We start from the raw sequence: 23,025 nt of genomic DNA, 5'->3' as shown, positions 1-23,025 counted from the left end.
TTACAGCCGGTCGTTTTTGGTTGGATATAGGGCCATGTCGATCCTTAAAATTGCCCGGATGGGCCACCCGGTTCTGCGCCGCGTTGCAGACCGTGTCGAAGACCCGCTTGATCCCGAAATTCAGCGCCTGATTGCTGATATGAAGGACACCATGAAGGATGCCGGGGGCGTTGGCCTTGCGGCACCACAGGTGTTTCAGTCCTTGGCGATCATGGTTTATTACGTGCCGGCCCTTCGCAAAAGCGACGATCCCGACGATGGCGAGGTGCCCTTAAGTGTCCTGATCAACCCGGAAATCGAGCCGATTGGTGATGAAATCGTTGATGGCTGGGAAGGGTGTTTGTCGATCCCGGGCCTTCAGGGTGTGGTGCCGCGATGGAACAAAATCCGTTACCGCGGGTTAAATGAGAAGGGCGAAGATGTGGAACGCACCGCTGGTGGTTTCCATGCCCGCGTGGTTCAGCACGAATATGATCATTTGATCGGGGTGATGTATCCCGAACGTATGGAAGATATGTCGTTGCTCGGTTTTAACGAGGAATTGCGCGAAAACCCGCCCGAGACTACCTTTAGGCAGTCGGTTGCGACCGACGCCGGATCTGATGACGAGGAGGCCTGAATGTCTGTTACTGAAAGCATGACCCGTCTGCAAGCCCAGCGCGAAGCACTGGTCGAGGCAGCCCTTGAACATGTGCCGTTCGATGGCTGGACCAAACAGTCACTTCTTGCGGGGGCAGAAGACCTTGACCTTGCACCGGGCGAGGTGGACCGTTTGCTTCCCAATGGCATTCGTCAGGCCATAGTTACGTATGTCGAGATGACTGATCGCAAAATGATCGCCGCCCTTGATGAAAAGGGCCTTGAGAACCTGAAAATTCGTGACCGCATCGCAACGGCGGTTAAAACCCGCCTTGAACTGGTCGAGGGGCAAAAAGACACTGTTCGTGCGGCTCTTGCGTTTATGACCCTGCCGCAAAACGCCGCCCTTGGTCTAAAACTGACCCATGGGACGGTGGATGCGATGTGGGTTGCAGCTGGTGATACCTCGACCGATCATAACTGGTACACCAAGCGCATGTTGCTGGCGGGTGTCTATGGATCAACCCTTGCCTATTGGCTGGATGACACGTCCGAAGGCCATGCCGATAGCTGGGCCTTCCTGGATCGCCGGATTGGCAATGTCATGCAGATCCCGAAAATTACCGCCAAAATTGGTAAGGCAGGCAAATTTGCCGCAGCCCCCTTTAAAATGGGGGCCAAGATTGCGCGTTGCATGCCAACGCCGGGCCGGATGCGCCGCCAATTTGGTGGCTGACAGATAGCCCTGCTAAAAGCCCGCTGAAAACAAAAACGCCACCGTGCATTGTGCCGGTGGCGTTTTGAGTTTTGAGGGAAGGAAACTTTTGCGGACGCAGTGATGCGGCTTGATCAGAAGGTATTGGTCAGGAAGCTTAAAAGCGTCATGTCGGGTTTGTTGGCTTCTTCCATTTCAGATGCCAGATCAATCTCGATCGGGTTTTCCGGGCGCTGTGGTTCAAGCTCATCCTCAATCAGGGTTTTAAGCGCGTTGGCGTCATCGGCTTCCTGAAGGTCATATTTTGGCGGCTTGGCAGCAAGGGCGACCAGTTCGGACGGCGGGGTGCCCATCCAGATGCCCTTTTTGTTGTCTTTGGCGAACTTCTGATCACGCAGATAGGTGGTGCAGCTCGGATGGGTGTCGCAGCTGACCATATCGACCATCGCCCATCCGGCGCGCAGAATCAGACGGTTCAGATCGACCTGACCCATCTGGCATTCGGTCAGCATCGGGAACAGTTGAACGTCCGAGACCTGCTGACATTTGATCGCATAGTTTTCGATGATGCGATCAAGCGCCTGGGCCGCCGCAGCACCACACTGGAATTCAACCGATCCGGCCCGGCAGATCATGCCGGGTTTTGGCGCGCGAATGCCAAACAGTTCGACAATCAGATTGCCAAAGCGCAGCTTGTCGCCTTCGATCACATCCGGGAAGCCTGCGGCCCCCGGTGTGGCCGTGGCTTGGTTCGTGCGGCTTTCAACAGCGATCAGGCCAAGGGTCAGTGAAAGAATGATCAGAAGTTTTTTCATCACATGTCATCCGTAAAGAGTTTCCTGACCCTTCAACAGCAAACCGGATGCCAATCAACTGGGCATAAAATGCCAGTCGAGTGATGTTTTGTGTAACGTTATGAATCACATACGAAAAAGCCCCGGACACGCTTGGCATCCGGGGCTTCTTCTTGTTTTGGTCGGACGTCGGGGATGCCTTATTTTGGCAGAACCCAGGTCACATGGCCCATCTTGCGGCCGGGCTTTGCTTCGGCCTTGCCGTAAAGGTGCAGTTTGGCATTTGGCTCGGTCAAAATTGCCTGCCAGTCATTGATGTCGTCACCCAAAAGGTTCTTCATGCGGGCCTTGGAATGATGGGTCGGATCACCCAGCGGCAGGCCGCATACAGCCCGGATGAACTGTTCGAACTGGCTGGTGATGCAGGCATCAATCGTCCAGTGACCGGAATTGTGCGGACGCGGGGCGACTTCATTGACCAGAATGTCACCATCGGTCGTGACAAACATCTCAACCGCCAGAAGCCCGACAAATTCCATCGCACTGACCAGTTTGATCGCGATGTCTTCGGCTTTTTTCGAAAGATCGTCTGCGATTTCCGCCGGGGCAACGGTGACATCAAGGATGTGATTGGTGTGCACGTTCTCGACCGGGCAGAAACAGGCGGTGTCGCCTTTTACGCCACGGGCAACGATTACGGAAATCTCGCGCTCGAACGAGATGAAGCCTTCAAGGATGGCCTCGGCTCCGCCCATTTCAGACCAGGCTTCGGCAAGGTCGGTATCAGCGGCAATCTTGACCTGTCCCTTGCCGTCATAGCCAAGTTCGGTGGTTTTCAGAACCGACGGACGGCCAAGCTTGGCAACGGCGGCCTCAAGATCAGCAAGGGATCGAACCGCCTCAAACGGCGCGGTGCCAATACCATGATCATTGCAAAACGTTTTCTCGCGCAGGCGGTTTTGCGAAATGTGCAGGCATTTCCAGCCCGGACGAACCGGCACAAGATCCGCCAGCAGTTTGACGCTGTCGTGCGGGACGTTTTCAAATTCAAACGTCACAACATCGACATCCTCGGCAAAGGCGCGCAGTGCATCAAGGTCGCTGTAATCGGCAACGGTCGCCTTGGCGCAGACCTGTTCGGTCGGGCTATCGGCACCCGGGCCAAACACATGGACCTTATAGCCGAGCTCCGCCGCACAGAAGGCTGCCATACGGCCAAGCTGACCGTTGCCCATAATGCCAATGGTGCTGCCCGGGGCGATGATGCGCGTGTCGAAATCCGTCATGTATTCCTCGATCAAAACTCGCCCATCTGTCGGGCAATCGTCAAATCTGGTGCAATCAAACAAAAACGCGCCCCGTCGGGGGCGCCTTTTTCAGATCAGGAGATCAGGGTGCCGGGTCGACCGGCTCGTCTGCGACCGATGCGGTCTGGGCTGCGCGCCAGTCATCAAGGCGGGCGGCAAGGCCATCATCCATCAGCGCCATTATTTCGGCTGCCATCAAACCGGCATTTTTGGCACCGGCAGAACCAATGGCAAGGGTGCCAACCGGAACGCCGCCCGGCATCTGAACGATGGAAAGCAGGCTATCAAGGCCCTTAAGGGTACGGCTTTGAACCGGAACACCCAGAACCGGAAGCGGGGTCATGGCAGCTGCCATGCCCGGAAGGTGGGCCGCCCCGCCGGCACCGGCGATAATGACCTTAAGGCCGCGCGACTTTGCCGTTTTGGCATAGTCATACAGGCGATCAGGCGTGCGATGGGCGGAGACGATCTTGGTCTCGTACGCGACGTTCAACGCATCAAGGACATCTGCTGCATTTTTCATGGTTTCCCAGTCTGACTGGCTTCCCATGATAATGCCGATGACCGGGGTTTGATCGCTCATATTGGCGGCTCCGTTTCGGGCGGTTTCATGAAGGCCCGCATTATATGCAGCAAGTTCTATCATGCAAGCTTGCTTGCGGGATTGTCTTATCGGGAAAAGCCTTGTATATGATGTTGGCCTTATTAAGAAATTCATGAATTAATGGCAAATCGCAGCCAATGTCACTCAGGATTGAAAATCTTGGTGAATTAATTGCGTTTTTGATCTATTATTTACCATTGCCTTATATAACTGTGCAGGTAGCACGCGAAGGTCAGACATGAAAGTCACAAGACCAGGATCAATGACACCCTCTATGGGGGGCGGGGATGGACGATATCCATCAAGCCCTTACGGGATTCTTGCATATGGCAAGGATGCGGGCCGTCGTCGTGCGCCAAATCAGGACCATCAGGTTGATATCGACACCGACGCCATACCCGATCCGGTCGACAAGACACCCTATCACACCCCCGATATCGCAAACGTTCTGGGTATCCCGGATCAGCAGGTTACACCTGCGGTAGAACAGGCGATTGGTCGCCTGATGGTGCGCATCAATGGCCTGACTGAAAATCTCAATGAACTGAAACAACGCCAGGCTCATCTGGCCCGCAACGAGGGCCGCGATCCCTTTACCGGCGCGATCAGCCGGCCGGCTTTCATGCAGATCCTTGAAAACGAAATGTCACTGGTTGGCGCGGACCGGACAAGCCGCATGGTTTTGATGTGCGAGTTGGCCAATCTTGACGATATCCTGCAACTTCACGGGCAGGACTGCAAAGACGGCCTGTTTAACTATGTCCGACGCATCATGGCCGATTTCATCATGGCGCCGCATCATCTGGGATATCTCGGCTGCAATGACTTTGCCGCCCTGATGTACAATGTTGACGAGGAAGATGTCTGGCAACGCGTTGACGCCATTACCCGATGGCTTGATCAACATCCCTATAATCACAAGGGCAAACCGATCCCGGTTGTGCCGGTATTCGGGCTTTACCACGCGCAAAGCGGTGATACGCCGGCCTCGGCCCTGAAGGCGACAGATGCGGCCCTGCGTGCGCACAAGGAAATGTATCTGGCCCGGCTGGATCGCATTCCGCAGGGCATCTGATTACTTCCCATTTTACATCAGGCAGATTTTGACGTGGCCGTTGGTAAGTCAGGCAATAATGTCTGGGACCAGCTGCGACTCGATATAAAGGATCTCGTCTTTCAGGGCCAATTTGCGCTTTTTCATCCGGCCAAGACGCAGTTGATCATGATGGGGGGCCTGAACCATTTGTTCGATGGCGACGTCCAGATCACGGTGTTCCTCGCGGAGCGAAAGAAGTCTCTTTTCAATCTCGATCTGATTGATTTCGTCCATTTTTGATCCAGCTTAATAACCAATGCGAGGGGACAGTGATAATACCAGATATCATGTTGGCAACCCATATGATTTGTACCACCCTGTAAAACAAATTTGCCACGATCGGGAAGGAAACAAATGCGCATCGGAGTTTTGACCAGTGGCGGTGATTGTGCCGGATTGAACGCGGTTATTCTTGCAGTGGTCCGCCGTGCGGTTCTTGGCTATGGCTGGGATGTTGTCGGTATTCGTCAGGGAACCCATGGCCTGATGCAGGACCCGCCCCAGGCCATTGACCTTAATGATCAGGTCAATAGTGACGGGTTGCTGCGCCTTGGCGGTACGATCCTTGGCACTGTGAACAAGGGCGATCCGTTCCATTATCCGATGCCTGATGGCAGCTTCGCCGACCGATCGAGCGAAGTCATTGAAGGCTATCACAAGCTTGGCCTTGATGCGCTGATTGGCATTGGTGGCGATGGCAGCATGGCGATCCTGCATCGTTTGGCCAAGATGGGCGGTATCAATCTGGTGGGTATTCCCAAGACGGTTGATAACGACCTTGCCCAGACGGAATATTCCATTGGCTTTACCACGGCGGTGAATGTCGCAACAGACGCCCTTGATCGTTTGCAGCCAACCGCGGCATCCCATGAACGGATCATGATCCTTGAGGTCATGGGCCGTGATGCCGGGCATATCGCCCTGTTTGCCGGGGTTGCGGGCGGAGCGGATGTCATCCTGATTCCGGAAATGGATTATGACCTTGATGAGCTTAGCCAGCATTGCCTCAATATCCGCAAAAGCGGCCGCAACCATGCGCTGGTGATCGTTGCCGAGGCGGTCAAACGTGATGACGGATCGGCGGTAACCCTTGGCGATGACGGCCAGAAAGTCCGTTATGGCGGCATCGGCCATTGGCTTGCCGATGAGCTGGGCGCGCGAACCGGCTGGGAAACCCGTGTGACGGTGTTGGGGCATGTTCAGCGCGGTGGCACGCCGTCACCGCGTGACCGTGTAATTGCTTCGGCCTTTGGGGTGCATGCGGTGGATTTGATCGCAGAAAAGAAATTTGATCGTGTCTGCGCCTGGCAACAGCGCAAAGTCGTCGATGTTGCGATGGAAGATGTTATTGTCGGCCCGCGGCTTGTTGATACCGAAGGCACGATGGTCTCGACCGCCAAGGGGCTTGGCGCCTATATGGGGCATCCGCCGAAAGTTGCCAGAACGGCCAAAACCGTTTGATATCCAATAAAAACACAGCAGGTTGGGAATGGATCAGGAAGAAGTCTGGGCCTTTACGGTCGCGATGTACGGTCGCGATGGCGTCGCCAAGCTGTGCCTTGATCTTCAGGAACGCTGTGACCTTGATGTGAACATGCTGCTTTTCATGTTCTTTCTGGGCCAGAAGGGATTGGCACCGCTGAGCATTTCAGCACTTGAGGCATCTGTGCGTGACTGGCGCGAAAACGTGATCAAGCCACTGCGCCAGACACGGCGACACCTGCGCGATGATGGGCGTGCTAGTGCACAGGAATTGCGTCAGAAGGTCAAATCAGACGAATTGCAGGCCGAACGCATCGAGCAGCACATCCTGTGCGAAGCGGTGGAAACCGTGCCCAGTGATGATCCGATGGCCGCCGCCCACGCCTATTTGTCACCCAACCGGTTTGCGTTGGATCAGCAGGCCTGTGACAAGGTGCTTGGCGACCTGACCCGGATGATGGGGATCGCCTAACGCCCGGTTATTCTATTCGCGTGTTTTGGGTTTGCCGGTGACCGGGATTGGGTTGGCGGCCTCGGTATCGCCCCAGCGGGCGGTTTCCGGCAGATCAATCTCAAACAGATCAAGAATCCGCCCGCAGCTTTGTGTCACCATTTCATCAAGTGATTGCGGCCGGGCATAGAATGCCGGGACCGGCGGGGCAATGATCGCGCCGTTTTCTGTTGCCAGCGCCATGTTGCGGATATGGCCGGCATGAAGCGGTGTTTCACGTGCCATCAGGACAAGACGCTTACGCTCCTTAAGGATCACATCGGCGGCACGCGCGATCAGATTATCTGCGACTCCGCTTGCGACCTCGGCCAGAGACTTCATCGAGCAGGGGGCAATGATCATACCGCGCGCGCGAAAAGAACCCGACGCAATCGATGCACCGATATCGGCATTGTCATGGACAACGTCAGCCATCTCCTTGATTTCGCGGATTTTAAAATCGGTCTCATAGGCGATGGTGCGCTCGGCTGCTTTGGAAAGAACCAGATGAGTCTCGATTGGCGTGTTTTTCAGCAACTGTAAAAAACGTATGCCGTAAATCACACCCGATGCGCCGGTTATGCCAATGATAAGTCGATCTTTTTGCGTCATGCCAATCCTTGCCGGGCTGTGTTCTTGTTCACGTTTCTGATCGAAACACTGGAAATCATGTTACGAAATTAATACCATCTTGTTGTGGGCAATGTCAGATATAAGGAGTAGGCGAATGAGCGTTCAAAGCCATATCGAAGCTCTAACTGCCAAACATGCTGCACTAGAGCAGGAACTCCACCTCGAGACGCGCCGCCCGGCGCCCAACGATTCCGTTGTTGCAGACATTAAACGCCGCAAGCTTGAAATCAAGGACGAGATAAACCGAATAACCCATTAGCCGTTGTGGCATGGCCAAACGCGTGATCAAGAACACGCGATCCCCCATGCGAACGGTTTGACGACCTCAAAGATTTCCTAACTCTTGCTTTTGCCGCCTCATCTTAACGCCCACGCTTGAGGCGGCAACTTTATGTCTGCACTTCAAAATCACGGGCAACTTCCCACATTCATCATATCGCTGCAAACAGATACGAAACCCCTGACTGAGGGGATCAACCACGTATCTGTTTTGAGTAATTGTAATCCGCAGAAACCAAGGATTACAGGGCGCTACCAATGTCTAAGGGGTATGTGTGAATTAAATCGGTATTATGATGCCGATTTACGAGCTTATGGCTCCGCATGCGTCCAAATTCGACGCCAGACCAAACGCCGCGGGAGGGTATTTCACCAATGACCGGTCGCTATCAGGAAATCTACGAACGTTCGATCGCCGACAAGGAAGGCTTTTGGGCAGAAGCTGCTGAAAACATTTCCTGGTACAAGAAATGGGATCGCGTTCTTGATGACAGTAACGCGCCGTTTTACCGCTGGTTTGTCGGTGGCAAGGTCAATACTTGCTATAATGCGCTTGATCGTCACATCGAAAACGGCCGGGGTGATCAGGCGGCTCTGATCTATGACAGCCCGGTCACCAACACGGTTCAGACATTCACCTATTCCCATCTGCGCGACGATGTTGCCCGTCTCGCCGGGGCACTGCATGCGCGCGGGGTGACCAAGGGCGACCGGGTGATCATCTATATGCCGATGATCCCGCAGGCGGCGATGGCGATGCTGGCCTGTGCGCGGATCGGCGCGATCCATTCGGTCGTCTTTGGCGGTTTTGCATCCAACGAACTGGCGACCCGTATCAATGACGCCAAACCAAAACTGATCCTGACCGCAAGCTGCGGCATCGAAGGATCGCGCGTCATTGAATACAAACCGCTGTTGGATAAAGCCATCGCCATGGCGGATCACAAACCCGAAAGCGTCATTCTGTTCCAGCGGCCACAAAGCGATGCGTTGCTGATGGATGGCCGAGATTACGACTGGGAAGTCGAATGTGCCAAGTCCGCACCGTCAGACTGTGTCCCGGTTGATGCCACCGATCCGCTTTATATCCTTTATACGTCCGGCACGACCGGTCAGCCCAAGGGCGTTGTCCGTGACAATGGCGGCCATATGGTGGCCCTCAACTGGTCGATGAAGAACATCTATGATGTCGACGCCGGTGACGTTTACTGGGCGGCGTCTGACGTTGGCTGGGTGGTTGGCCATTCCTATATCGTTTATGCGCCGCTTCTGGCCGGTTGCACGACGGTGATGTATGAGGGCAAACCGGTCGGAACGCCGGATGCCGGTGCATTCTGGCGGGTCATTTCCCAGCACAAGGTCAAGGTGCTGTTTACCGCACCGACCGCGTTCCGTGCGATCAAACGCGACGATCCCAAGGCCGCGCATATGGCCAATTACGACCTTGGCAGCCTTAAGGCGCTGTATCTGGCCGGTGAACGTTCTGATCCCGATACCCTGCAATGGGCGGAAAACAGTCTTGGCGTTCCGGTGATTGACCACTGGTGGCAGACTGAAACCGGCTGGTCGATTTGTGCCAACCCGCGCGGAATTGAACTGCTTCCGATCAAGTACGGCTCGCCAACGGTGGCAGCTTGCGGTTGGGATGTGCAGGTTCTCGACGAGGCCGGAAAGCCGCTTGAACGCGGTCAGATTGGTGCGCTTGCCGCCAAATTGCCGCTGCCACCGGGGACGCTTCCGACCCTTTGGCAGAATGATGACCGGTTCAAGTCATCCTATCTTGAAGAATTCCCGGGCTTTTATGCCACGGGGGATGCCGGTTTTATTGACGAAGATGGCTACATCTACGTCATGTCGCGCACTGACGACATCATCAACGTTGCCGGGCACCGCCTGTCGACCGGGGGCATGGAAGAAGTGCTTTCAAGCCATCCAGATGTTGCCGAATGCGCGGTCATTGGTGTGCATGATGATCTTAAGGGGCAATTGCCGCTGGGCTTTATCGTGTTGAAGTCCGGGGTCACCCGCCCGCATGACGCGATCTTGGCCGAAGTCGTTGCCATGGTCCGCGATCAGATTGGCCCGGTGGCGGCATTCAAGAAGGCAACTGTGGTCGAACGCCTGCCCAAGACCCGATCGGGCAAGATCCTGCGCAAGACCATGCGTTCCATCGCCGATGGTGAAAGCTATAACACCCCGGCAACGATCGATGATCCGGCAATCCTTCCCGAAATCGCCGAGGTCCTCAAAGAAATCGGTTATGCAAAATAGATAGACCCGTCCATCACAGATGCAAACTCCCGCTCCCAACTTAACGGAGCATCCTTGCACCCGCTTTTGCTTTCAAAGGCGGGTGCTTTTTTTAGGATCAAGTTTTGGGAATGATCGGGCTGTTGTCGCCAAGCGGCCGTTGCATCAGGACCGAGTCAAGCCAGCGGTCAAACTTGTAGCCGACCTTTTTGAAGGTACCGACCATTTCAAAGCCATGGCGTTGATGCAGGCTGATCGACGCCTTGTTCGCACTATCCCCGATCACGGCAACCATCTGGCGCCACGGGCCCTCTTCGCACCGTTTAATCAGGGCCGCCATCAGAAGGCTGCCAACCCCCTGGCCAACACAATCATGGGCCACATAGATCGAATTTTCGACCGTATGGCGATAGGCCGTGCGCGGGCGATAGGTGCCAGCGTAACAATAACCCACAATAGTATTGCTGAGGACCGCAACAAGATAGGGCAGGCCTTTATCGCGAATGGCGGCGAACCGATTGGCAATTTCGGCCTCGTCTGGTGCTGTTTCCTCAAACGATGCAGTGCCATGCAGAACATGGTGGCGATAAATCGCCGTGATGGCCGGGATGTCGTCAAGTCCGGCGTCGCGGATGGTGATGTTTGGTAACAGGGCTGTGGCATCGTCTTGGGCTGCGGTGTTCGAAGGCATGTTTTTTATCCGGCATGATGATGTTTGAGCTGACATTACGCCCAAATGCAGCATAAGTTTAGCTTTGATAAATTATGCCTAGCATAAGGAAAAGTTTGGTATGCGTGCACTTAACCTTGATCAGCTTCATGCCTTTGCCGATGTTGTCGCACTGGGAAGTTTTTCTGCCGCAGCCGATAAGCTTAATCTCAGTCAGCCTGCCATTAGCCAACAGGTGCGTCAGCTTGAAACCCGCATGGGTGTCAAATTGATTGAACGCGTTGGCAAACGTGCCGAGGCCACACCGGCGGGATTGGCCCTTTTGGCCCATATCAGCGACATTGATGCCTCTGTGCGCGCGGCCGAGGATGCCGTGGCCGGATTTTCAAGTGGTGCAGCCGGTCGCGTGCGGATCGGAACCGGGGCGACGGCCTGTATCTATTTCCTGCCGGCAATTCTGGAAAAGCTTCAACGCAGCTTCCCAAAACTCGAAATCATGGTTCGTACTGGCAATGCTGGCGACATCGTTCGTGCGATTGAGGACAACAAGCTCGATATCGGCCTTGTGACCATGCCATGCAGTGGGCGGAGCCTTTCGGTAACGCCGATCATGACCGATCCGTTTGTCGCAATCTTTCACGCGGATGCCGATGTCGGGGATGTTATTCGCCCTGTCGATCTGGAAGCGATGCCACTGGTGCTTTATGAACGCGGCGGATTGACGCGCACATTGGTCGATGATTGGTTGCGCAAATCCGGGGTTAATGGTCGTTCGGTGATGGAGCTTGGCAGTGTGGAGGCGATCAGGGAACTTGTCGGCGCAGGCATCGGTGCGACGATCCTGCCCGAAATGGGCGCAAGACCAGATCGAACCCAGTTTCCCATCAAGACCCGCCCGTTGTCACCGCCACTCGTGCGCGAACTTGCGCTCATCATGCGTCGCGACAAAACTCTGACCCCGGGACTGCAGGCCGTCTGCAATAGCCTGAAAGCAGCCGCTGACGGGCGCAAAACTGATCCGTAAACCGGTCAGTCTTCCTCAGAAATGAAGAAGGTTGGAAAATCCGCATCCGGCTCCGGCGCGTGAAGCGCCACACCAGCCGTCGTGATCATTTCGGCGATATGATCTGGCGGCGGGCAATCGGTGAAGAACGCGCTGACATCGCGGATGGAGCCGCCGCGCACAACGGCGTTGCGGCCAAACTTTGTGTGATCGGCAACCAGATAGGATTTCCGCGCATTTTTCAGGATGGCAGATCGGGCGCGGACTTCCTGTTCATCGAAATCAAGAAGGCTGCCATCCGGATCAATCCCGCCAACGCCAAAGATGCCGTAATCAACCTTGTAGCTGTTAAAGAACGCCTCGACCTCGGGACCAAGGACATCCCGGTCACGATTGCGCAGGCGTCCGCCAATCAGGGTCACTTCAAAGCTGTCATTGGTGGCCGCGACATAGGCGACATTGAGGTTATTGGTGAAAATCCGAAGATCGCGGTGTTGCAACAGCGCATTGGCGACAAGTTCCGGGGTGGTACCAATCGAAAAGAACAGCGACGCCCCGTTGGGAATTTCGCGCGCTACCAGGGCCGCGATCTTGCGCTTGTCATTGACGTTCAGAACCTTGCGCGCCCGATAGGCGATGTTTTCATGCTCAAGGGCGGGTTCAACACCGCCGTGGCGACGGCGTAGCAGGCCCTCATCGCACAGCGCATTCACGTCGCGCCGAATGGTTTGCGGAGTGACGTCAAAGCGTTCGGCAAGTTGTTCGATGGTGCGAAAGCCATCAGCACGGACAAGTTCGACAATGCCTGCCTGGCGTTCGGTTGGGCGTTTTTGCATGGAAACGTGTCTTCGGTGTTGTTCATTTGAAAAGCAGCCGAATGGTATGTCGCCACCATGTCGGTTGCGTTACCGTTTCGCGGCAATACTATGAAACAAACCTTACGCAAGCAGGACGTAAACCCCAACGAAAAAGGCCGCCCTGTGGGCGGCCTTTGAAATTCGATCAGGATTTGAAGAGGTTTTCGGCCGCTTCCATGTAATCGGAAGTCTTCGGCTCGTCTTTCTTCTCGTCCTTTTTCTTGCCGGGATAATCCGGTTCCGGATTGATCTGCAATTCTTCCGGCAGCGGATCCGGCTCGACATCCTTGGCGATCTTTTCCGGGTTCTTCGAACGTGCGATCACGACCTGTTTTTCAAGGTCAAGCTCGGTGCAAAGGCCCATGGTGACCGGGTTGCGCGGCGTCAGGTTGGCCGAGTTCCAGTGCGAACGATCACGGATCTTGCCAATGGTGTCCTTGGTGGTGCCGATCAGCTTGCAAACCTGCGCATCGGAAAGTTCCGGATGGTGTTTGAGAAGCCATGCAATTGCATTCGGGCGGTCCTGACGTTTGGAAACCGGGGTATAGCGTGCACCCTTTGACTGCGCGCGCGGGCGCGGCAGGTCGGATTTCGCCATTTTCAGGAATTCGCGCGGGTCTTTTTCGCAACGCGCGATTTCTTCTTTGGTCAGCTGACCATTGGCAACCGGATCGAGGCCAACGATACCTTGGCCGACGTCGCCGTCTGCGATGGCCTGAATTTCAAGCTCATGGAGTTCGGTAAAGGCAGCAATCTGCCGGAACGACAAGCCGGTATTGTCGATAAGCCATACAGCGGTTGCTTTGGGCATGAGGGGCTGTGCCATATTTCCTCCTGTTTCCTTCTTTCTCTCTGGAGACCGGCGATGGGTATAAGGCCCAAAAAGCGCGGGAATGTCTGCCCCAGAATATAATCTCTTTAGGTGGTCCGGCAATGCAGCAAGGTCAACCGCGGGGTTGCTGCGCATCATCGGATCCGCCATTGCGTTCTTTTCGATCAATGTGCGGGTAAATGCAACAATCTGTTGCGGCGTTCTGAAAAGAATATTTCTTTCAGGACCGCAAGCATAGCAATGTTGCCTTGGATCGGTCAGATAAAACTTATCAGACCTTCGTCCATACGCGATCAGTCGACTTCCAGTATCACTTTTCCGATGTGTGCGCCACCCTTCAATGTGGCATGTGCCTCCGATGCCTGCGCAAGCGGGAAGGTCTTGTAAATTACGGGCGCAACTTGACCGGATTCCAGAAGCGGCCAGACTTTTTCGCGCAACGAATTGGCAATTGCGCCTTTGTTGGCAACTGGCTGCGCACGCAGGGTTGATCCCATCAGCGTCAGACGTTTGAGCAACAGCGGGGTAAAGTTGGTTTCCGCCTTGGGTCCGCGCAAAAACGCAATGATCAGAATGCGGGCTTCAAATGCAGCTGCCTTGAAATTCCGGTTGACATAGTCGCCTGCGACCATATCCAGAATAACATCTGCGCCTTTGCCATCGGTTGCGGCTTTGACCTCTTCGACAAAGTCCTGGGTCTTGTAGTTGATTGCGACATCTGCCCCGAGGTCACGGCAGGCCTGACATTTGTCGTCTGATCCGGCGGTGGCAATCACCTTGGCGCCAAATGCTTTGGCAAGCTGGATGGCGGTGGTGCCGATCCCCGATGTGCCGCCATGCACCAGAAATGTCTCGCCCGCCTTCAGATCAGCTTTGTCAAAGACGTTATGCCAGACCGTGAAAAAGGTTTCCGGTACCCCGGCGGCGGCTATCATCGACATGCCTTTCGGCACCGGCAGGCATTGCGCCGCTGGCACTGCGGCATATTGGGCGTAGCCGCCGCCGGTAACCAGTGCGCAAACCTTATCCCCGCATTTCCAGTCAGTGACGTTTGATCCAACGGCAACAATTTCGCCTGACAGTTCAAGGCCCGGGATTTCTGACGCACCGGGCGGGGGCGGGTACATGCCGGCAACTTGCATCAGGTCCGGTCTATTCACCCCACTTGCCGCAACCCGCACCAAGACATCATCCGGGCCATGGTCCGGCACAGCGACATCACCCAGCACAAGGGCAGTGGGTGCGGTGTCTTTCGTGATCTCGACGGCTTTCATCTTTTCGGGAAATTCTGGATTGGACATCGGGACCTCGTTGGCGAAAACTGCGTTTTATACCTATCTAGGACATGAAGGAAATTCAATGCCCCTGACCTGACAGGGAATAATGGAGGATGATTGTGGACGAAGAAGAGTTTGCTGTTCTCAAATCGGGTGAATTTGGCTTGCCGCGCAATCTTGAAGGAATGTCGGTCACCAGTCTGAAAGACTATCGCGCCGCGCTGGAGCGTGAAATTAAACATGTGGATGAGACGCTCGAACACCGCAAAGGTGTGACCGAGGGTGCAGAAGCATTGTTCAAGAGCTGAAACCCCATCTGGATGCTTCGGAGCGGCATGTTCGATTACTAGACGTGAGGATGATTTTTTTAAACCTGCGGTTAATTGAAAATTAAACTTGCCGTCTTATATGTGGAATAGAGGGTCATCTGATGGCTCTCTTGTCGAACGTGATGTTTCGATGCCTCCCTGTTAAACTGAGCCGCCCTTTTTTGGGCGGTTCTTTTTCTTTGTGATTGATTTTTAGCGACTTAGTGGCCTGCCGATTAAGGCAGTGCGCATCTGCGTGCCCGTATTAATCTGTAAAAAGATACGGGTTAATACGTATTGTCACATTTGTGCCATGAATAGCCTTGACCGCCTCTTAAGCGCTGGCTAAAGTTCGCACACAACAAAAACAAAACCAAAAAAAGTCCGGCAAGTTTAGCAGGTTGAGGTGAGACCGCCCCGAAAGTGGGCGGTCTTTCTATTTGCGCAATTCCCGTCTTGAAGCCGCTCAAAACCTTCCCAATATATTCAGGATGACTCACGAGCATCCCCCGACGTCAAAGGCGGCGTCGTATCAAAGCAATTTCTCGGTTGTTCATTTTTCGCGTACCTACGATGAAGCCTTTACGCTGCTGATAGAGGCACGGAATTACCTTTCCGCCCATCGAGGCCAAAGCAAGAAACAGGGCAGTCGCGAAGCCGTTGCACAATGCGTCGAAGAGATGCGCATGACCACGCGATTGATACGGGCAATGGCGTGGCTTCTTGCCGTGCGCGCTGTTGAAGCGGGGGAAATCCCATGGGATGAGGCTGTCGATATTGATGATCTGATGGTCGATCTTCGGGTCTGTACGGTCAATCCGCACGAGGAATATGGTTTTCTCTCGCCCGGTCTTCTCGACCTGATGGGGCGTGCCCATTCACTTTATATGCGTACCGCCCGTATGGAATTGCAGGTCGCCGCACGCTGCAACGGCTAATAGACCTCAGCCTTACCCGAACATCGTTTTGCCCAGGACTGGTTGCGGCGCGGTTGGTTGATACCGACCACAGCGCATTCTGGTGATCACGGGATATAGAAGAGGGGCAGCTCAGCTGCGGGCTTGAACCTGGAAGACCTCAATCGGGTCGGCAAAGCCCTTCATCTGGCGTGTACCTTGCGAGACAAAGCTTGCCCGACTGCCGCTATAGGTATTCTTGACGTTTTCTGAAACCAGTGTTTCGTCACCGCCTGCTTGCGCACAGACACGTGCGGCCAGCTGCACCACACTGCCAAACAGGTCGTTTTCCTCGGCAATGGCTTCACCGGCATTGATGCCGATGCGGATCTGGAATTTCAGGTCCTGGCTGGCATTGTGGGACGCCATGTTCTTCTGGATTTCAATGGCGGCTTCTACCGAACTCGCCGAGGACGGGAACACGGCCATGATACCGTCGCCCATATGTTTGACTTCCTTGCCATAATTGTTGATCAGGGCCGTGCGCACGATCTGGTTATGGATATGCACCATCTGCTGTGCGCCATGATCCCCCAGTTCCTGGGTCTTGGCCGTGGAATTGACGATGTCGGTAAACATTAGGGCATGAAGCTTTTTGCCACCGGCACCTTGTGGGCCAGCCGCGGGCTTGTCACTCCAGTCATTGATTGCTTTGGCGACCGATGACGTGATGCTCTTTTCATCCTTGATATAGGCGTCCATCGACTGGCGGCCCGCGCCATACATATCCTTGTATTTCGGCTCAAGAATATAGTCGTCGACATTCTTGCAGAAAGTTTCGGCCATGCTTTTGTTCGCGCCCATCGCCGAAATGCAGTCCCGCAAAATGACGCGCCCGTCCTTTTGATCCAGCGCGTGTTTTTCACTGCATGCATCACAGGCCCCGGCGACATATAGGTTAACGCCAAACTTGTGATAGGCATCAAGCGAGGTCACTTTACGCTGAATGGCTTCGATCGATCCGGTGATGAAGTCGCGCATCTGTTCGCGCGTCGCCCGCATTTCGCGTGTTTCGACCAATGGCTTTTCGGGCGTATCGTCAATCGGCTCCGGTACGGCCTCTGCCGGTGTGTCGTCCTGCGCGTCTTCTGCGACCTCTACGTCCGTGTCGCCATCCTCACGGGCCATTTCGGCCGCCATTTCTGCGGCTGACTTGCGGCGCACATCCGAACCAGATCCCTGTGTGTTGCCCGTGCGATTACCGGTGCGGGCCGATTTGGACCCTGTCGAACGAAAAGATGCCATTGAAGATCTGCGTGCACGTCCCTTGAACTTTTTGGTCAGCGCCATCAGCATCGGTACGACGCTGGCCAAAAAACCAACGGTGAAGGACAGGAAGTTCGCCTTGTCATAAAAGCCCTGACTGATCTTGAGCCCCATCCCGGGCAGGAATTCAAGCCCCTTGGCCGCAAGCAACATGGTCGCAAGGCCAACCGCAATCGCAACACAGAAGGCGACCATCATCTTAAGGCCAAGGCCAATAAGGGTCTGGCTTTCTGCAACCGATGCAGATGGGCGAACAGCTGCTGGCTTCTTTTCGCTGGCAGGTGCCGCATCGTTGGGCTTGTCGGCAGATGTATCTGCCTTTGGCATCATTGGGGCGGGGGCAGGACGCTGCACATCGGCTTTGGGCGGGGCTGACCGCTTTGGCTTTGCCTGCGGGTTGGTGTTTTCCAGTCTGCCCTGACCGCGCGTCTCATAAATCACATACTCGTCAGAGCTGTTGGTTGCGTGGTCGTAAACCTCGCGAATGACTTTCACGCCTGACACGTGATTGGCGCGCTCGATCTGTTTGGCTTCCTCTTCTGCCTGCTTTCTTTGCGCACCAGTAAAGTGACCGTGGATCTGCCACCGGCCTGAACGGTCTTTAACATAGACCTCATAGCTAACCTGGTTACGTGCTGTCACTTGATTCATCTAAGAGCCTGATCATGCGTGCAAGCAGAACAGGGCAGCAGAATCGGTGCCGCCTTATCCTAACGAATGGGATTATGGCAAAAAAATGCCGAAATCACCATCAGATATGCTCAATAACAGCCAAGAGTTGTTCCAACCACAGCTTTTTACCGTCGGCAGCTATGCAAATTCAGGGTTTAGACAAAGAAAAACGCCCGCGGCATCAAGAAGATGCGACGGGCGCTGATCCCACAGAACACAGAAGCGTGTTCTTTGCTTAGTTGCCGATATTGAAACCAGCGAAGCGCTTTTTGAACTTAGCAAGCTGCCCGCCGCTGTCCAGAAGACGGTGAACACCAGTCCAAGCCGGGTGGCTTTTCGGATCGATGTCGAGCTTCAACACATCGCCCGGATTGCCCCAGGTCGACTGCGTGGTGAAGGTGCTGCCGTCAGTCATCTGAACGGTGATCTCATGGTAATCGGGATGGATATCTTTTTTCATCGCCTATCACTCCGGAATTTGAAGCGCGGTGTATAGTGTAAAAAATCGGCTCGCGCAACCCCTGTAACCGGTAATTATCCGATTAACGCCAAATGAGGGGAGTGCAGTAGCGATCAGGCGGTCGTTTAACAGTGGTTGACCCATGTTTCAAGCTTTTCTCGCACCCGTGCTTATGCATACTTGCACAGGCCTCTTTATATAGTATGGTGCGCCAACAATTGATTGTCGCCTTGCCGGGGCATTGGACCCCGATGATAGACGGAGAATATGACTGTGGCCCTTGAGGAAACCCGCTTCCATCAGCTTGCAGACGAAACCATCGAAACGCTGTCTGATGTTATTGATGATGCCTTGGGCGATGACCTTGATGTTGATCTGCAGTCCGGCATCCTGACCATCGAACTCGATTCGGGCGAACAATTCATCATCAACAAGCATGGTCCGAACCGTCAGGTCTGGCTTTCTTCGCCAGTCAGTGGGGCAAGCCACTATGACTTTGATGAAGACAACGAAACCTGGACCTCGACCCGCGGTTCGACCACGCTCCATGATCAGCTTTCGGCTGATCTCGCTGTCAAAACCGGGAACAAGCTTGATCTTGGCTGATCTCTTTACATCGGCCGCGTGGTTACCACTGCATACGGAATAAAGTGCCTTGGCGCGTACACCGACTTCTTCTGCAAAACTCACCGATCGTGAAACCAGCCGGAACCTCTCGTCGCTCCGTGCCATTGTTCCGTTCGTCACAAAATACCGTTTGCAGCTGTTCGGCGCGCTGATCGCACTGGTGACAGCTTCTGGCACCGTACTTGCGCTTGGCAATGGCCTGCGCATGCTGGTTGACGAAGGCTTTGCCGAAGGTGATGGCGCGCTGCTTGACCGGGCGTTGTTCGTTCTGTTTGCGGTAACCCTGTTGCTAGCGGGCGCAAGTTACATGCGCTTCTTCCTGGTTTCCTGGATCGGGGAACGTGTGGTTGCCGATATCCGTTCCGCCGTATACCGCCATATCATCCGACTAGACTCAGCCTTCTTTGAAGTCACACGAACCGGTGAAGTTCTTTCGCGTCTGACGACCGACACCACATTGCTTCAGGCTGTCATTGGCTCAAGCGTTTCGATCGCGCTTCGCAATGCCCTGATGTTTGTCGGGGGACTGACGATGTTGGCCATCACCAGTCCCAAGCTCACAGCCCTTGTCTTGCTGGTGGTGCCGTTGGTGGTCATTCCGATTGTCGGATACGGCCGACGCGTGCGGCGTTTGTCGCGAGAGTCGCAAGACAGAGTAGCCGACGTCAGCGCCTTTTCCGAAGAAACCCTCAATGCGCTGCGCACGGTGCAGGCCTATACCCACGAAGAAATCGAAAGCCAGCGTTTCAGCGGCCATGTCGAAGGGGCCTTCAGAACGGCGGTCGCGCGTATTTCCGCCCGCGCCCTTCTGACTGCGATTGTTATCGTCATGGTGTTTGGTGCGGTCGGCACCATCCTGTGGATTGGTGGTCATGATGTGCTTGATGGCACGATCTCGGCCGGGGAACTTTCGGCCTTTGTCTTCTATGCGGTGGTGGTTGCCGGATCGGTTGGCGCCATCAGTGAAGTGATAGGTGATTTGCAACGCGCGGCCGGTGCGGCGGAGCGCCTTGTTGCGTTGTTGTCGACTGAACCTGAAATCAAGGCGCCGGAAAACCCCTTCGCGTTGCCAGTACCCCATCAGGGCCATGTCAGTTTCGAAAACGTTACCTTCCATTATCCTGCCCGTCCGGATCGCTCTGCTCTTGAGGGGCTCAGCCTGTCGGTCAAGCCGGGGGAAACGGTTGCACTTGTTGGCCCTTCGGGTGCAGGCAAGACCACCGTGTTTCAGCTGCTGCTGCGCTTCTATGATCCGGCAAGTGGTGTGATCAAAGTTGACGGGATCGACATCAAGACGGCCGATCCGGTCGCGGTGCGCGAACGCATTGGTCTTGTCGCACAGGATCCGGTGATCTTTGCTGCCAGTGCCTGGGACAACATCCGTTATGGCCGTCCGGGGGCAAGTGATGCTGATGTGCGTGCGGCTGCTGACGCCGCGCACGCCAGCGAGTTCCTTGACCGCTTGCCAGATGGCTTTAATACCTTCCTGGGTGAAAAGGGTGTGCGCCTGTCGGGCGGTCAGCGTCAACGCATTGCCATTGCGCGCGCGATCCTGCGCAATCCGGCCATCCTGCTTCTGGATGAAGCCACCAGCGCGCTGGATGCTGAAAGTGAACAGGTTGTTCAAAAGGCACTTGAAACCATCATGAAAGAGCGCACCACGCTCGTGATTGCGCATCGTTTGGCAACGGTTCTGCATGCAGACCGGATTGCTGTGATCGATGATGGCAAGCTAGTAGCAGTCGGGACGCATCAGGAACTGCTCGAAAGCTCCCCGCTTTACGGGCGCTTGGCCAAGCTGCAGTTTGAACGCGACGCAGCTTGATCTCAGGATAAAGCCAAAGCGTGCCGTATAGCGGTCCTCGATCCGTTTTCTTTACTGCCACATTCTTTCGACCCAAAACGCTGAGCCTAGGCTTCAGCAGCGCAGACATCGGTCTCGGTGTCGCAGAAACAAAAAACCCGCCACAAGGGCGGGTTTTTGATCTTGGACCAATCGGGGTCTTATTCGGCGCTGGCGATCTTGCGGTTGCCGATTGACAGTTCAGCATACTGTTTGCGCAACACATCAGAATCCGCCAGGAAGCGATCAAGCTCTTCACCCTTAAGCGTCTTGCCACTTGGCATCTTCACGCGGATCGGGTTGACCTGTGCATTGTTCTGCAGGATCTCGTAATGCAGGTGCGGACCGGTGGAGCGGCCGGTTGTGCCAACATAGCCGATGATATCGCCCTGCTTGACGCGTGATCCCTGCTTCAGGCCCTTGGCAAAGCCATTCATATGGGCGTAGGCGGTGGCATAGGAATCATTGTGGCGGATCTGGATGTAATTTCCATAACCGCCATTGCGGCCAATCTTGGCAATCGTGCCGTTACCGGCGGCAAAGATCGGTGTGCCGGTCGGGGCAGCAAAGTCGATCCCCTTATGCATCTTGGTATAGCCAAGAATCGGGTGCTTGCGTTTGCCATAACCCGATGACAGACGTGCGCCGTTGATCGGTGTCCGCATCAGCGCGCGGCGATAAGATTCGCCCTTCTGGTTATAGAAGTCGGTTTCGCCGTTGCTGTCTGTATAGGAATAAAGCCGAACCTCATGACCGCTCAGCGTCATGCTGGCATAAAGCACATCGCCATAGCGTACGCGTTCACCGGCATCGTTTTTCAGTTCCTGATACATGATCTCAAAACTGTCGCCGGGTTGAATGTCGCGCTGGAAGTCGACTTCATAGGAATAAAGCTCGATCAGTTCCATCAGAACCGGGATCGGAACACCGTTGCGTTCCGCGGCCAGAAACAGGCTTTGCTCGATCGTGCCCGACGCAACATTGCGCGAAGGTGTCAGTTCGATTTTGTCCGAGGATGCCTGATAGCCGTCATCAGTGCGCGAGACCGAAACAATGGTTTCCGGGTCCGGCTGGAAGCTCATCTGGTCCAGAAGTTCGATATCGTCCTGCGCATCAGCAGCATAAACAAGGTCGAATTCCTGACCGGCACGCAGTTTGCGCGGGTTGAATACATCGCGCAGGGCTTCGATCGCGTTATAGGCAGATGTCCGCTCAAGGCCTGTGGCGGTCAGTGTCGCCATCAGGTTGGATCCCTTTTCAAGGACAACCGTCTCGCGGCGTGGTTCAAGATCCGGGATACTGGCGGTTTCGGTGACGTCGGCGTCACCCCCCATAACATGGCTCTCTGCAGCGCTGGCAGACAGGGCAGTATCCGAGGCGTTCGAATAATGATCAGATAGCAGATATCCGGTTGTTCCCCCCAGAATTACCATCACGCTCGCAATAGAAACCAAGTCTCTTCCGGCCATTGCCGCAGAACTCCCCTAAAAGCCATTTGTCAGTTCACCCGGGCCGTCGCTCTTGTTGGCAACATCGCCAAGAACCTTATACATAAAAGATTTGGCGATGTGAAATGCGAATTGCCGCAGGTAAAAGTGGAACCCGTCCCGACATAATGGCGCGATTTCCTTTACGAACCGTTGAGGGAATCCTGCTGCCTTGGTCACGATGGGCGGCGATCATGTGCCAGCCCACAGTGGCAAGAACATGGCAGCCGAAAACAAAATGAAATCCAGTTCACAGGGCTGCCGATCAAGCGCGCAATATGACATATATATATGTGTCGTTATCCTGCTGTTCTTGATGTGGGCAAACGACGGCTTCTGATGGGGCAAATGGGCTATATGGAATGACGGGCATGTCGACCGGCCTGATCCATGTTCAACCATGGTTTCTCAACCACGGGATGAAGGGTGAATTCCCCCGGTTCCGGCCAGTTTTGGCCCTTTTTACAAAAATGTCTTTTTCTGACGTTTTTTCTCAAAAAAGGGTTTGACAGTTTTGGGAGTGGGGCCTATAACCCGC

At 54.8% G+C, this 23,025-nt stretch carries 24 protein-coding genes and 1 pseudogene; 13 read left to right on the top strand and 12 right to left on the bottom strand.

What is annotated here, in order from left to right; genetic code table 11:
• The first annotated feature begins 34 nt into the window (after window positions 1-34).
• Both def and B2T33_RS07990 read left to right on the top strand, forming a co-directional pair.
• Window positions 35-619 (top strand): peptide deformylase, encoded by a 585-nt coding sequence (gene def, locus B2T33_RS07995; RefSeq protein ID WP_197145481.1) that lies wholly within the window; start codon window positions 35-37, stop codon window positions 617-619.
• A complete protein-coding gene (locus tag B2T33_RS07990) occupies window positions 620-1,315 on the top strand; it encodes a COQ9 family protein (protein ID WP_286791656.1) in 696 nt (231 codons plus the stop codon).
• A 113-nt stretch (window positions 1,316-1,428) separates the two neighbouring features.
• On the opposite strand, the gene B2T33_RS07985 is transcribed toward B2T33_RS07990, so the two are convergent.
• The 3 genes from B2T33_RS07985 to purE all read right to left on the bottom strand — a co-directional run bounded on the left by B2T33_RS07985 (window position 1,429) and on the right by purE (window position 3,978).
• Window positions 1,429-2,109: a thermonuclease family protein gene (locus B2T33_RS07985; protein WP_286791655.1), complete on the bottom strand. Its 681-nt coding sequence runs from the start codon at window positions 2,107-2,109 to the stop codon at window positions 1,429-1,431.
• Between the two features lie 179 nt (window positions 2,110-2,288).
• Window positions 2,289-3,374 (bottom strand): 5-(carboxyamino)imidazole ribonucleotide synthase, encoded by a 1,086-nt coding sequence (locus B2T33_RS07980; RefSeq protein ID WP_286791654.1) that lies wholly within the window; start codon window positions 3,372-3,374, stop codon window positions 2,289-2,291.
• 103 nt (window positions 3,375-3,477) lie between these two features.
• A complete protein-coding gene (gene purE / locus B2T33_RS07975) occupies window positions 3,478-3,978 on the bottom strand; it encodes a 5-(carboxyamino)imidazole ribonucleotide mutase (RefSeq protein WP_008891667.1) in 501 nt (166 codons plus the stop codon).
• Between the two features lie 283 nt (window positions 3,979-4,261).
• Between purE and B2T33_RS07970 the strand changes: the two genes are divergently transcribed.
• The gene (locus B2T33_RS07970; RefSeq protein WP_286791653.1) at window positions 4,262-5,074 is read left to right on the top strand and encodes a GGDEF domain-containing protein; all 813 of its coding nucleotides are present in this window, start codon (window positions 4,262-4,264) and stop codon (window positions 5,072-5,074) included.
• Between the two features lie 48 nt (window positions 5,075-5,122).
• Here B2T33_RS07970 and B2T33_RS07965 read toward each other — a convergent pair whose 3' ends face one another.
• The gene (locus B2T33_RS07965) at window positions 5,123-5,329 is read right to left on the bottom strand and encodes a YdcH family protein (protein WP_008891665.1); all 207 of its coding nucleotides are present in this window, start codon (window positions 5,327-5,329) and stop codon (window positions 5,123-5,125) included.
• 120 nt (window positions 5,330-5,449) lie between these two features.
• Here B2T33_RS07965 and B2T33_RS07960 point away from each other — a divergent pair, with 120 nt between their 5' ends.
• Both B2T33_RS07960 and B2T33_RS07955 read left to right on the top strand, forming a co-directional pair.
• The gene (locus tag B2T33_RS07960; RefSeq protein WP_286791652.1) at window positions 5,450-6,556 is read left to right on the top strand and encodes an ATP-dependent 6-phosphofructokinase; all 1,107 of its coding nucleotides are present in this window, start codon (window positions 5,450-5,452) and stop codon (window positions 6,554-6,556) included.
• Between the two features lie 28 nt (window positions 6,557-6,584).
• Entirely contained in the window at window positions 6,585-7,049 is a 465-nt protein-coding gene (locus tag B2T33_RS07955) for a TIGR02444 family protein (RefSeq protein WP_286791651.1), read from the top strand.
• A gap of 12 nt (window positions 7,050-7,061) precedes the next feature.
• Here B2T33_RS07955 and B2T33_RS07950 read toward each other — a convergent pair whose 3' ends face one another.
• Window positions 7,062-7,679 (bottom strand): UbiX family flavin prenyltransferase, encoded by a 618-nt coding sequence (locus B2T33_RS07950; protein ID WP_064779464.1) that lies wholly within the window; start codon window positions 7,677-7,679, stop codon window positions 7,062-7,064.
• 115 nt (window positions 7,680-7,794) lie between these two features.
• Between B2T33_RS07950 and B2T33_RS07945 the strand changes: the two genes are divergently transcribed.
• Window positions 7,795-7,959, top strand: a complete 165-nt coding sequence (locus B2T33_RS07945) for a YdcH family protein (RefSeq protein ID WP_008891661.1) — start codon at window positions 7,795-7,797, stop codon at window positions 7,957-7,959.
• A 395-nt stretch (window positions 7,960-8,354) separates the two neighbouring features.
• Window positions 8,355-10,250, top strand: a complete 1,896-nt coding sequence (locus B2T33_RS07940) for a propionyl-CoA synthetase (protein ID WP_286791650.1) — start codon at window positions 8,355-8,357, stop codon at window positions 10,248-10,250.
• Window positions 10,251-10,347: 97 nt separating this feature from the next.
• Here B2T33_RS07940 and B2T33_RS07935 read toward each other — a convergent pair whose 3' ends face one another.
• Window positions 10,348-10,920 (bottom strand): GNAT family N-acetyltransferase, encoded by a 573-nt coding sequence (locus B2T33_RS07935; protein ID WP_286791649.1) that lies wholly within the window; start codon window positions 10,918-10,920, stop codon window positions 10,348-10,350.
• Between the two features lie 100 nt (window positions 10,921-11,020).
• Here B2T33_RS07935 and B2T33_RS20390 point away from each other — a divergent pair.
• Both B2T33_RS20390 and B2T33_RS07930 read left to right on the top strand, forming a co-directional pair.
• Window positions 11,021-11,200, top strand: a pseudogene (locus B2T33_RS20390) (helix-turn-helix domain-containing protein); the annotation flags it as partial.
• Window positions 11,201-11,251: 51 nt separating this feature from the next.
• Window positions 11,252-11,923, top strand: coding sequence for a LysR family transcriptional regulator substrate-binding protein (locus B2T33_RS07930; RefSeq protein WP_414716636.1), 672 nt, complete (start codon window positions 11,252-11,254; stop codon window positions 11,921-11,923).
• Window positions 11,924-11,928: 5 nt separating this feature from the next.
• On the opposite strand, the gene B2T33_RS07925 is transcribed toward B2T33_RS07930, so the two are convergent.
• From B2T33_RS07925 to B2T33_RS07915, 3 genes are all read right to left on the bottom strand, one after another.
• Window positions 11,929-12,738: a DeoR/GlpR family DNA-binding transcription regulator gene (locus tag B2T33_RS07925; protein WP_210513922.1), complete on the bottom strand. Its 810-nt coding sequence runs from the start codon at window positions 12,736-12,738 to the stop codon at window positions 11,929-11,931.
• 166 nt (window positions 12,739-12,904) lie between these two features.
• Window positions 12,905-13,585, bottom strand: a complete 681-nt coding sequence (locus B2T33_RS07920) for a DUF1013 domain-containing protein (RefSeq protein ID WP_008891656.1) — start codon at window positions 13,583-13,585, stop codon at window positions 12,905-12,907.
• 299 nt (window positions 13,586-13,884) lie between these two features.
• The gene (locus tag B2T33_RS07915) at window positions 13,885-14,892 is read right to left on the bottom strand and encodes an NAD(P)H-quinone oxidoreductase (RefSeq protein ID WP_286791647.1); all 1,008 of its coding nucleotides are present in this window, start codon (window positions 14,890-14,892) and stop codon (window positions 13,885-13,887) included.
• Window positions 14,893-14,981: 89 nt separating this feature from the next.
• Here B2T33_RS07915 and B2T33_RS07910 point away from each other — a divergent pair, with 89 nt between their 5' ends.
• The gene (locus B2T33_RS07910) at window positions 14,982-15,176 is read left to right on the top strand and encodes a DUF1192 domain-containing protein (RefSeq protein WP_064779454.1); all 195 of its coding nucleotides are present in this window, start codon (window positions 14,982-14,984) and stop codon (window positions 15,174-15,176) included.
• Window positions 15,177-15,667: 491 nt separating this feature from the next.
• Entirely contained in the window at window positions 15,668-16,114 is a 447-nt protein-coding gene (locus B2T33_RS07905; protein ID WP_008891653.1) for a DUF1465 family protein, read from the top strand.
• Between the two features lie 111 nt (window positions 16,115-16,225).
• Here B2T33_RS07905 and B2T33_RS07900 read toward each other — a convergent pair whose 3' ends face one another.
• Together B2T33_RS07900 and rpmE are read right to left on the bottom strand one after the other, a co-directional pair.
• Complete coding sequence (locus B2T33_RS07900; protein ID WP_286791646.1) at window positions 16,226-18,049, bottom strand: adenylate/guanylate cyclase domain-containing protein; 1,824 nt, start codon at window positions 18,047-18,049, stop codon at window positions 16,226-16,228.
• Between the two features lie 256 nt (window positions 18,050-18,305).
• Complete coding sequence (gene rpmE, locus B2T33_RS07895; RefSeq protein ID WP_008891651.1) at window positions 18,306-18,530, bottom strand: 50S ribosomal protein L31; 225 nt, start codon at window positions 18,528-18,530, stop codon at window positions 18,306-18,308.
• Between the two features lie 267 nt (window positions 18,531-18,797).
• Here rpmE and cyaY point away from each other — a divergent pair, with 267 nt between their 5' ends.
• Together cyaY and B2T33_RS07885 are read left to right on the top strand one after the other, a co-directional pair.
• Entirely contained in the window at window positions 18,798-19,136 is a 339-nt protein-coding gene (gene cyaY / locus B2T33_RS07890; protein WP_063088989.1) for an iron donor protein CyaY, read from the top strand.
• Window positions 19,137-19,185: 49 nt separating this feature from the next.
• Window positions 19,186-20,982, top strand: coding sequence for an ABC transporter transmembrane domain-containing protein (locus B2T33_RS07885; protein WP_197145471.1), 1,797 nt, complete (start codon window positions 19,186-19,188; stop codon window positions 20,980-20,982).
• Between the two features lie 179 nt (window positions 20,983-21,161).
• Here the strand turns inward: B2T33_RS07885 and B2T33_RS07880 are convergent, their stop codons facing one another.
• The gene (locus B2T33_RS07880; protein WP_197145470.1) at window positions 21,162-22,334 is read right to left on the bottom strand and encodes a M23 family metallopeptidase; all 1,173 of its coding nucleotides are present in this window, start codon (window positions 22,332-22,334) and stop codon (window positions 21,162-21,164) included.
• Between the last annotated feature and the right edge of the window lie 691 nt (window positions 22,335-23,025).

This window comes from Thalassospira sp. UBA4513, from assembly GCF_002388495.1.
Classification (GTDB): domain Bacteria; phylum Pseudomonadota; class Alphaproteobacteria; order Rhodospirillales; family Thalassospiraceae; genus Thalassospira; species Thalassospira tepidiphila.
The sequence above is the reverse complement of the archived record's forward strand: the minus strand, read 5'-3'. Positions and strand labels throughout refer to the sequence as shown.

Bases quoted from the DNA above. Each gene is read 5' to 3' on its own strand.
- def (WP_197145481.1), top strand. From the start codon at position 35: ATGTCGATCCTTAAAATTGCCCGGATGGGCCACCCGGTTCTGCGCCGC.
- B2T33_RS07990 (WP_286791656.1), top strand. From the start codon at position 620: ATGTCTGTTACTGAAAGCATGACCCGTCTGCAAGCCCAGCGCGAAGCA.
- B2T33_RS07985 (WP_286791655.1), bottom strand. From the start codon at position 2,109: ATGAAAAAACTTCTGATCATTCTTTCACTGACCCTTGGCCTGATCGCT.
- B2T33_RS07980 (WP_286791654.1), bottom strand. From the start codon at position 3,374: ATGACGGATTTCGACACGCGCATCATCGCCCCGGGCAGCACCATTGGC.
- purE (WP_008891667.1), bottom strand. From the start codon at position 3,978: ATGAGCGATCAAACCCCGGTCATCGGCATTATCATGGGAAGCCAGTCA.
- B2T33_RS07970 (WP_286791653.1), top strand. From the start codon at position 4,262: ATGACACCCTCTATGGGGGGCGGGGATGGACGATATCCATCAAGCCCT.
- B2T33_RS07965 (WP_008891665.1), bottom strand. From the start codon at position 5,329: ATGGACGAAATCAATCAGATCGAGATTGAAAAGAGACTTCTTTCGCTC.
- B2T33_RS07960 (WP_286791652.1), top strand. From the start codon at position 5,450: ATGCGCATCGGAGTTTTGACCAGTGGCGGTGATTGTGCCGGATTGAAC.
- B2T33_RS07955 (WP_286791651.1), top strand. From the start codon at position 6,585: ATGGATCAGGAAGAAGTCTGGGCCTTTACGGTCGCGATGTACGGTCGC.
- B2T33_RS07950 (WP_064779464.1), bottom strand. From the start codon at position 7,679: ATGACGCAAAAAGATCGACTTATCATTGGCATAACCGGCGCATCGGGT.
- B2T33_RS07945 (WP_008891661.1), top strand. From the start codon at position 7,795: ATGAGCGTTCAAAGCCATATCGAAGCTCTAACTGCCAAACATGCTGCA.
- B2T33_RS07940 (WP_286791650.1), top strand. From the start codon at position 8,355: ATGACCGGTCGCTATCAGGAAATCTACGAACGTTCGATCGCCGACAAG.
- B2T33_RS07935 (WP_286791649.1), bottom strand. From the start codon at position 10,920: ATGCCTTCGAACACCGCAGCCCAAGACGATGCCACAGCCCTGTTACCA.
- B2T33_RS07925 (WP_210513922.1), bottom strand. From the start codon at position 12,738: ATGCAAAAACGCCCAACCGAACGCCAGGCAGGCATTGTCGAACTTGTC.
- B2T33_RS07920 (WP_008891656.1), bottom strand. From the start codon at position 13,585: ATGGCACAGCCCCTCATGCCCAAAGCAACCGCTGTATGGCTTATCGAC.
- B2T33_RS07915 (WP_286791647.1), bottom strand. From the start codon at position 14,892: ATGTCCAATCCAGAATTTCCCGAAAAGATGAAAGCCGTCGAGATCACG.
- B2T33_RS07910 (WP_064779454.1), top strand. From the start codon at position 14,982: ATGATTGTGGACGAAGAAGAGTTTGCTGTTCTCAAATCGGGTGAATTT.
- B2T33_RS07905 (WP_008891653.1), top strand. From the start codon at position 15,668: ATGACTCACGAGCATCCCCCGACGTCAAAGGCGGCGTCGTATCAAAGC.
- B2T33_RS07900 (WP_286791646.1), bottom strand. From the start codon at position 18,049: ATGAATCAAGTGACAGCACGTAACCAGGTTAGCTATGAGGTCTATGTT.
- rpmE (WP_008891651.1), bottom strand. From the start codon at position 18,530: ATGAAAAAAGATATCCATCCCGATTACCATGAGATCACCGTTCAGATG.
- cyaY (WP_063088989.1), top strand. From the start codon at position 18,798: ATGACTGTGGCCCTTGAGGAAACCCGCTTCCATCAGCTTGCAGACGAA.
- B2T33_RS07880 (WP_197145470.1), bottom strand. From the start codon at position 22,334: ATGGGGGGTGACGCCGACGTCACCGAAACCGCCAGTATCCCGGATCTT.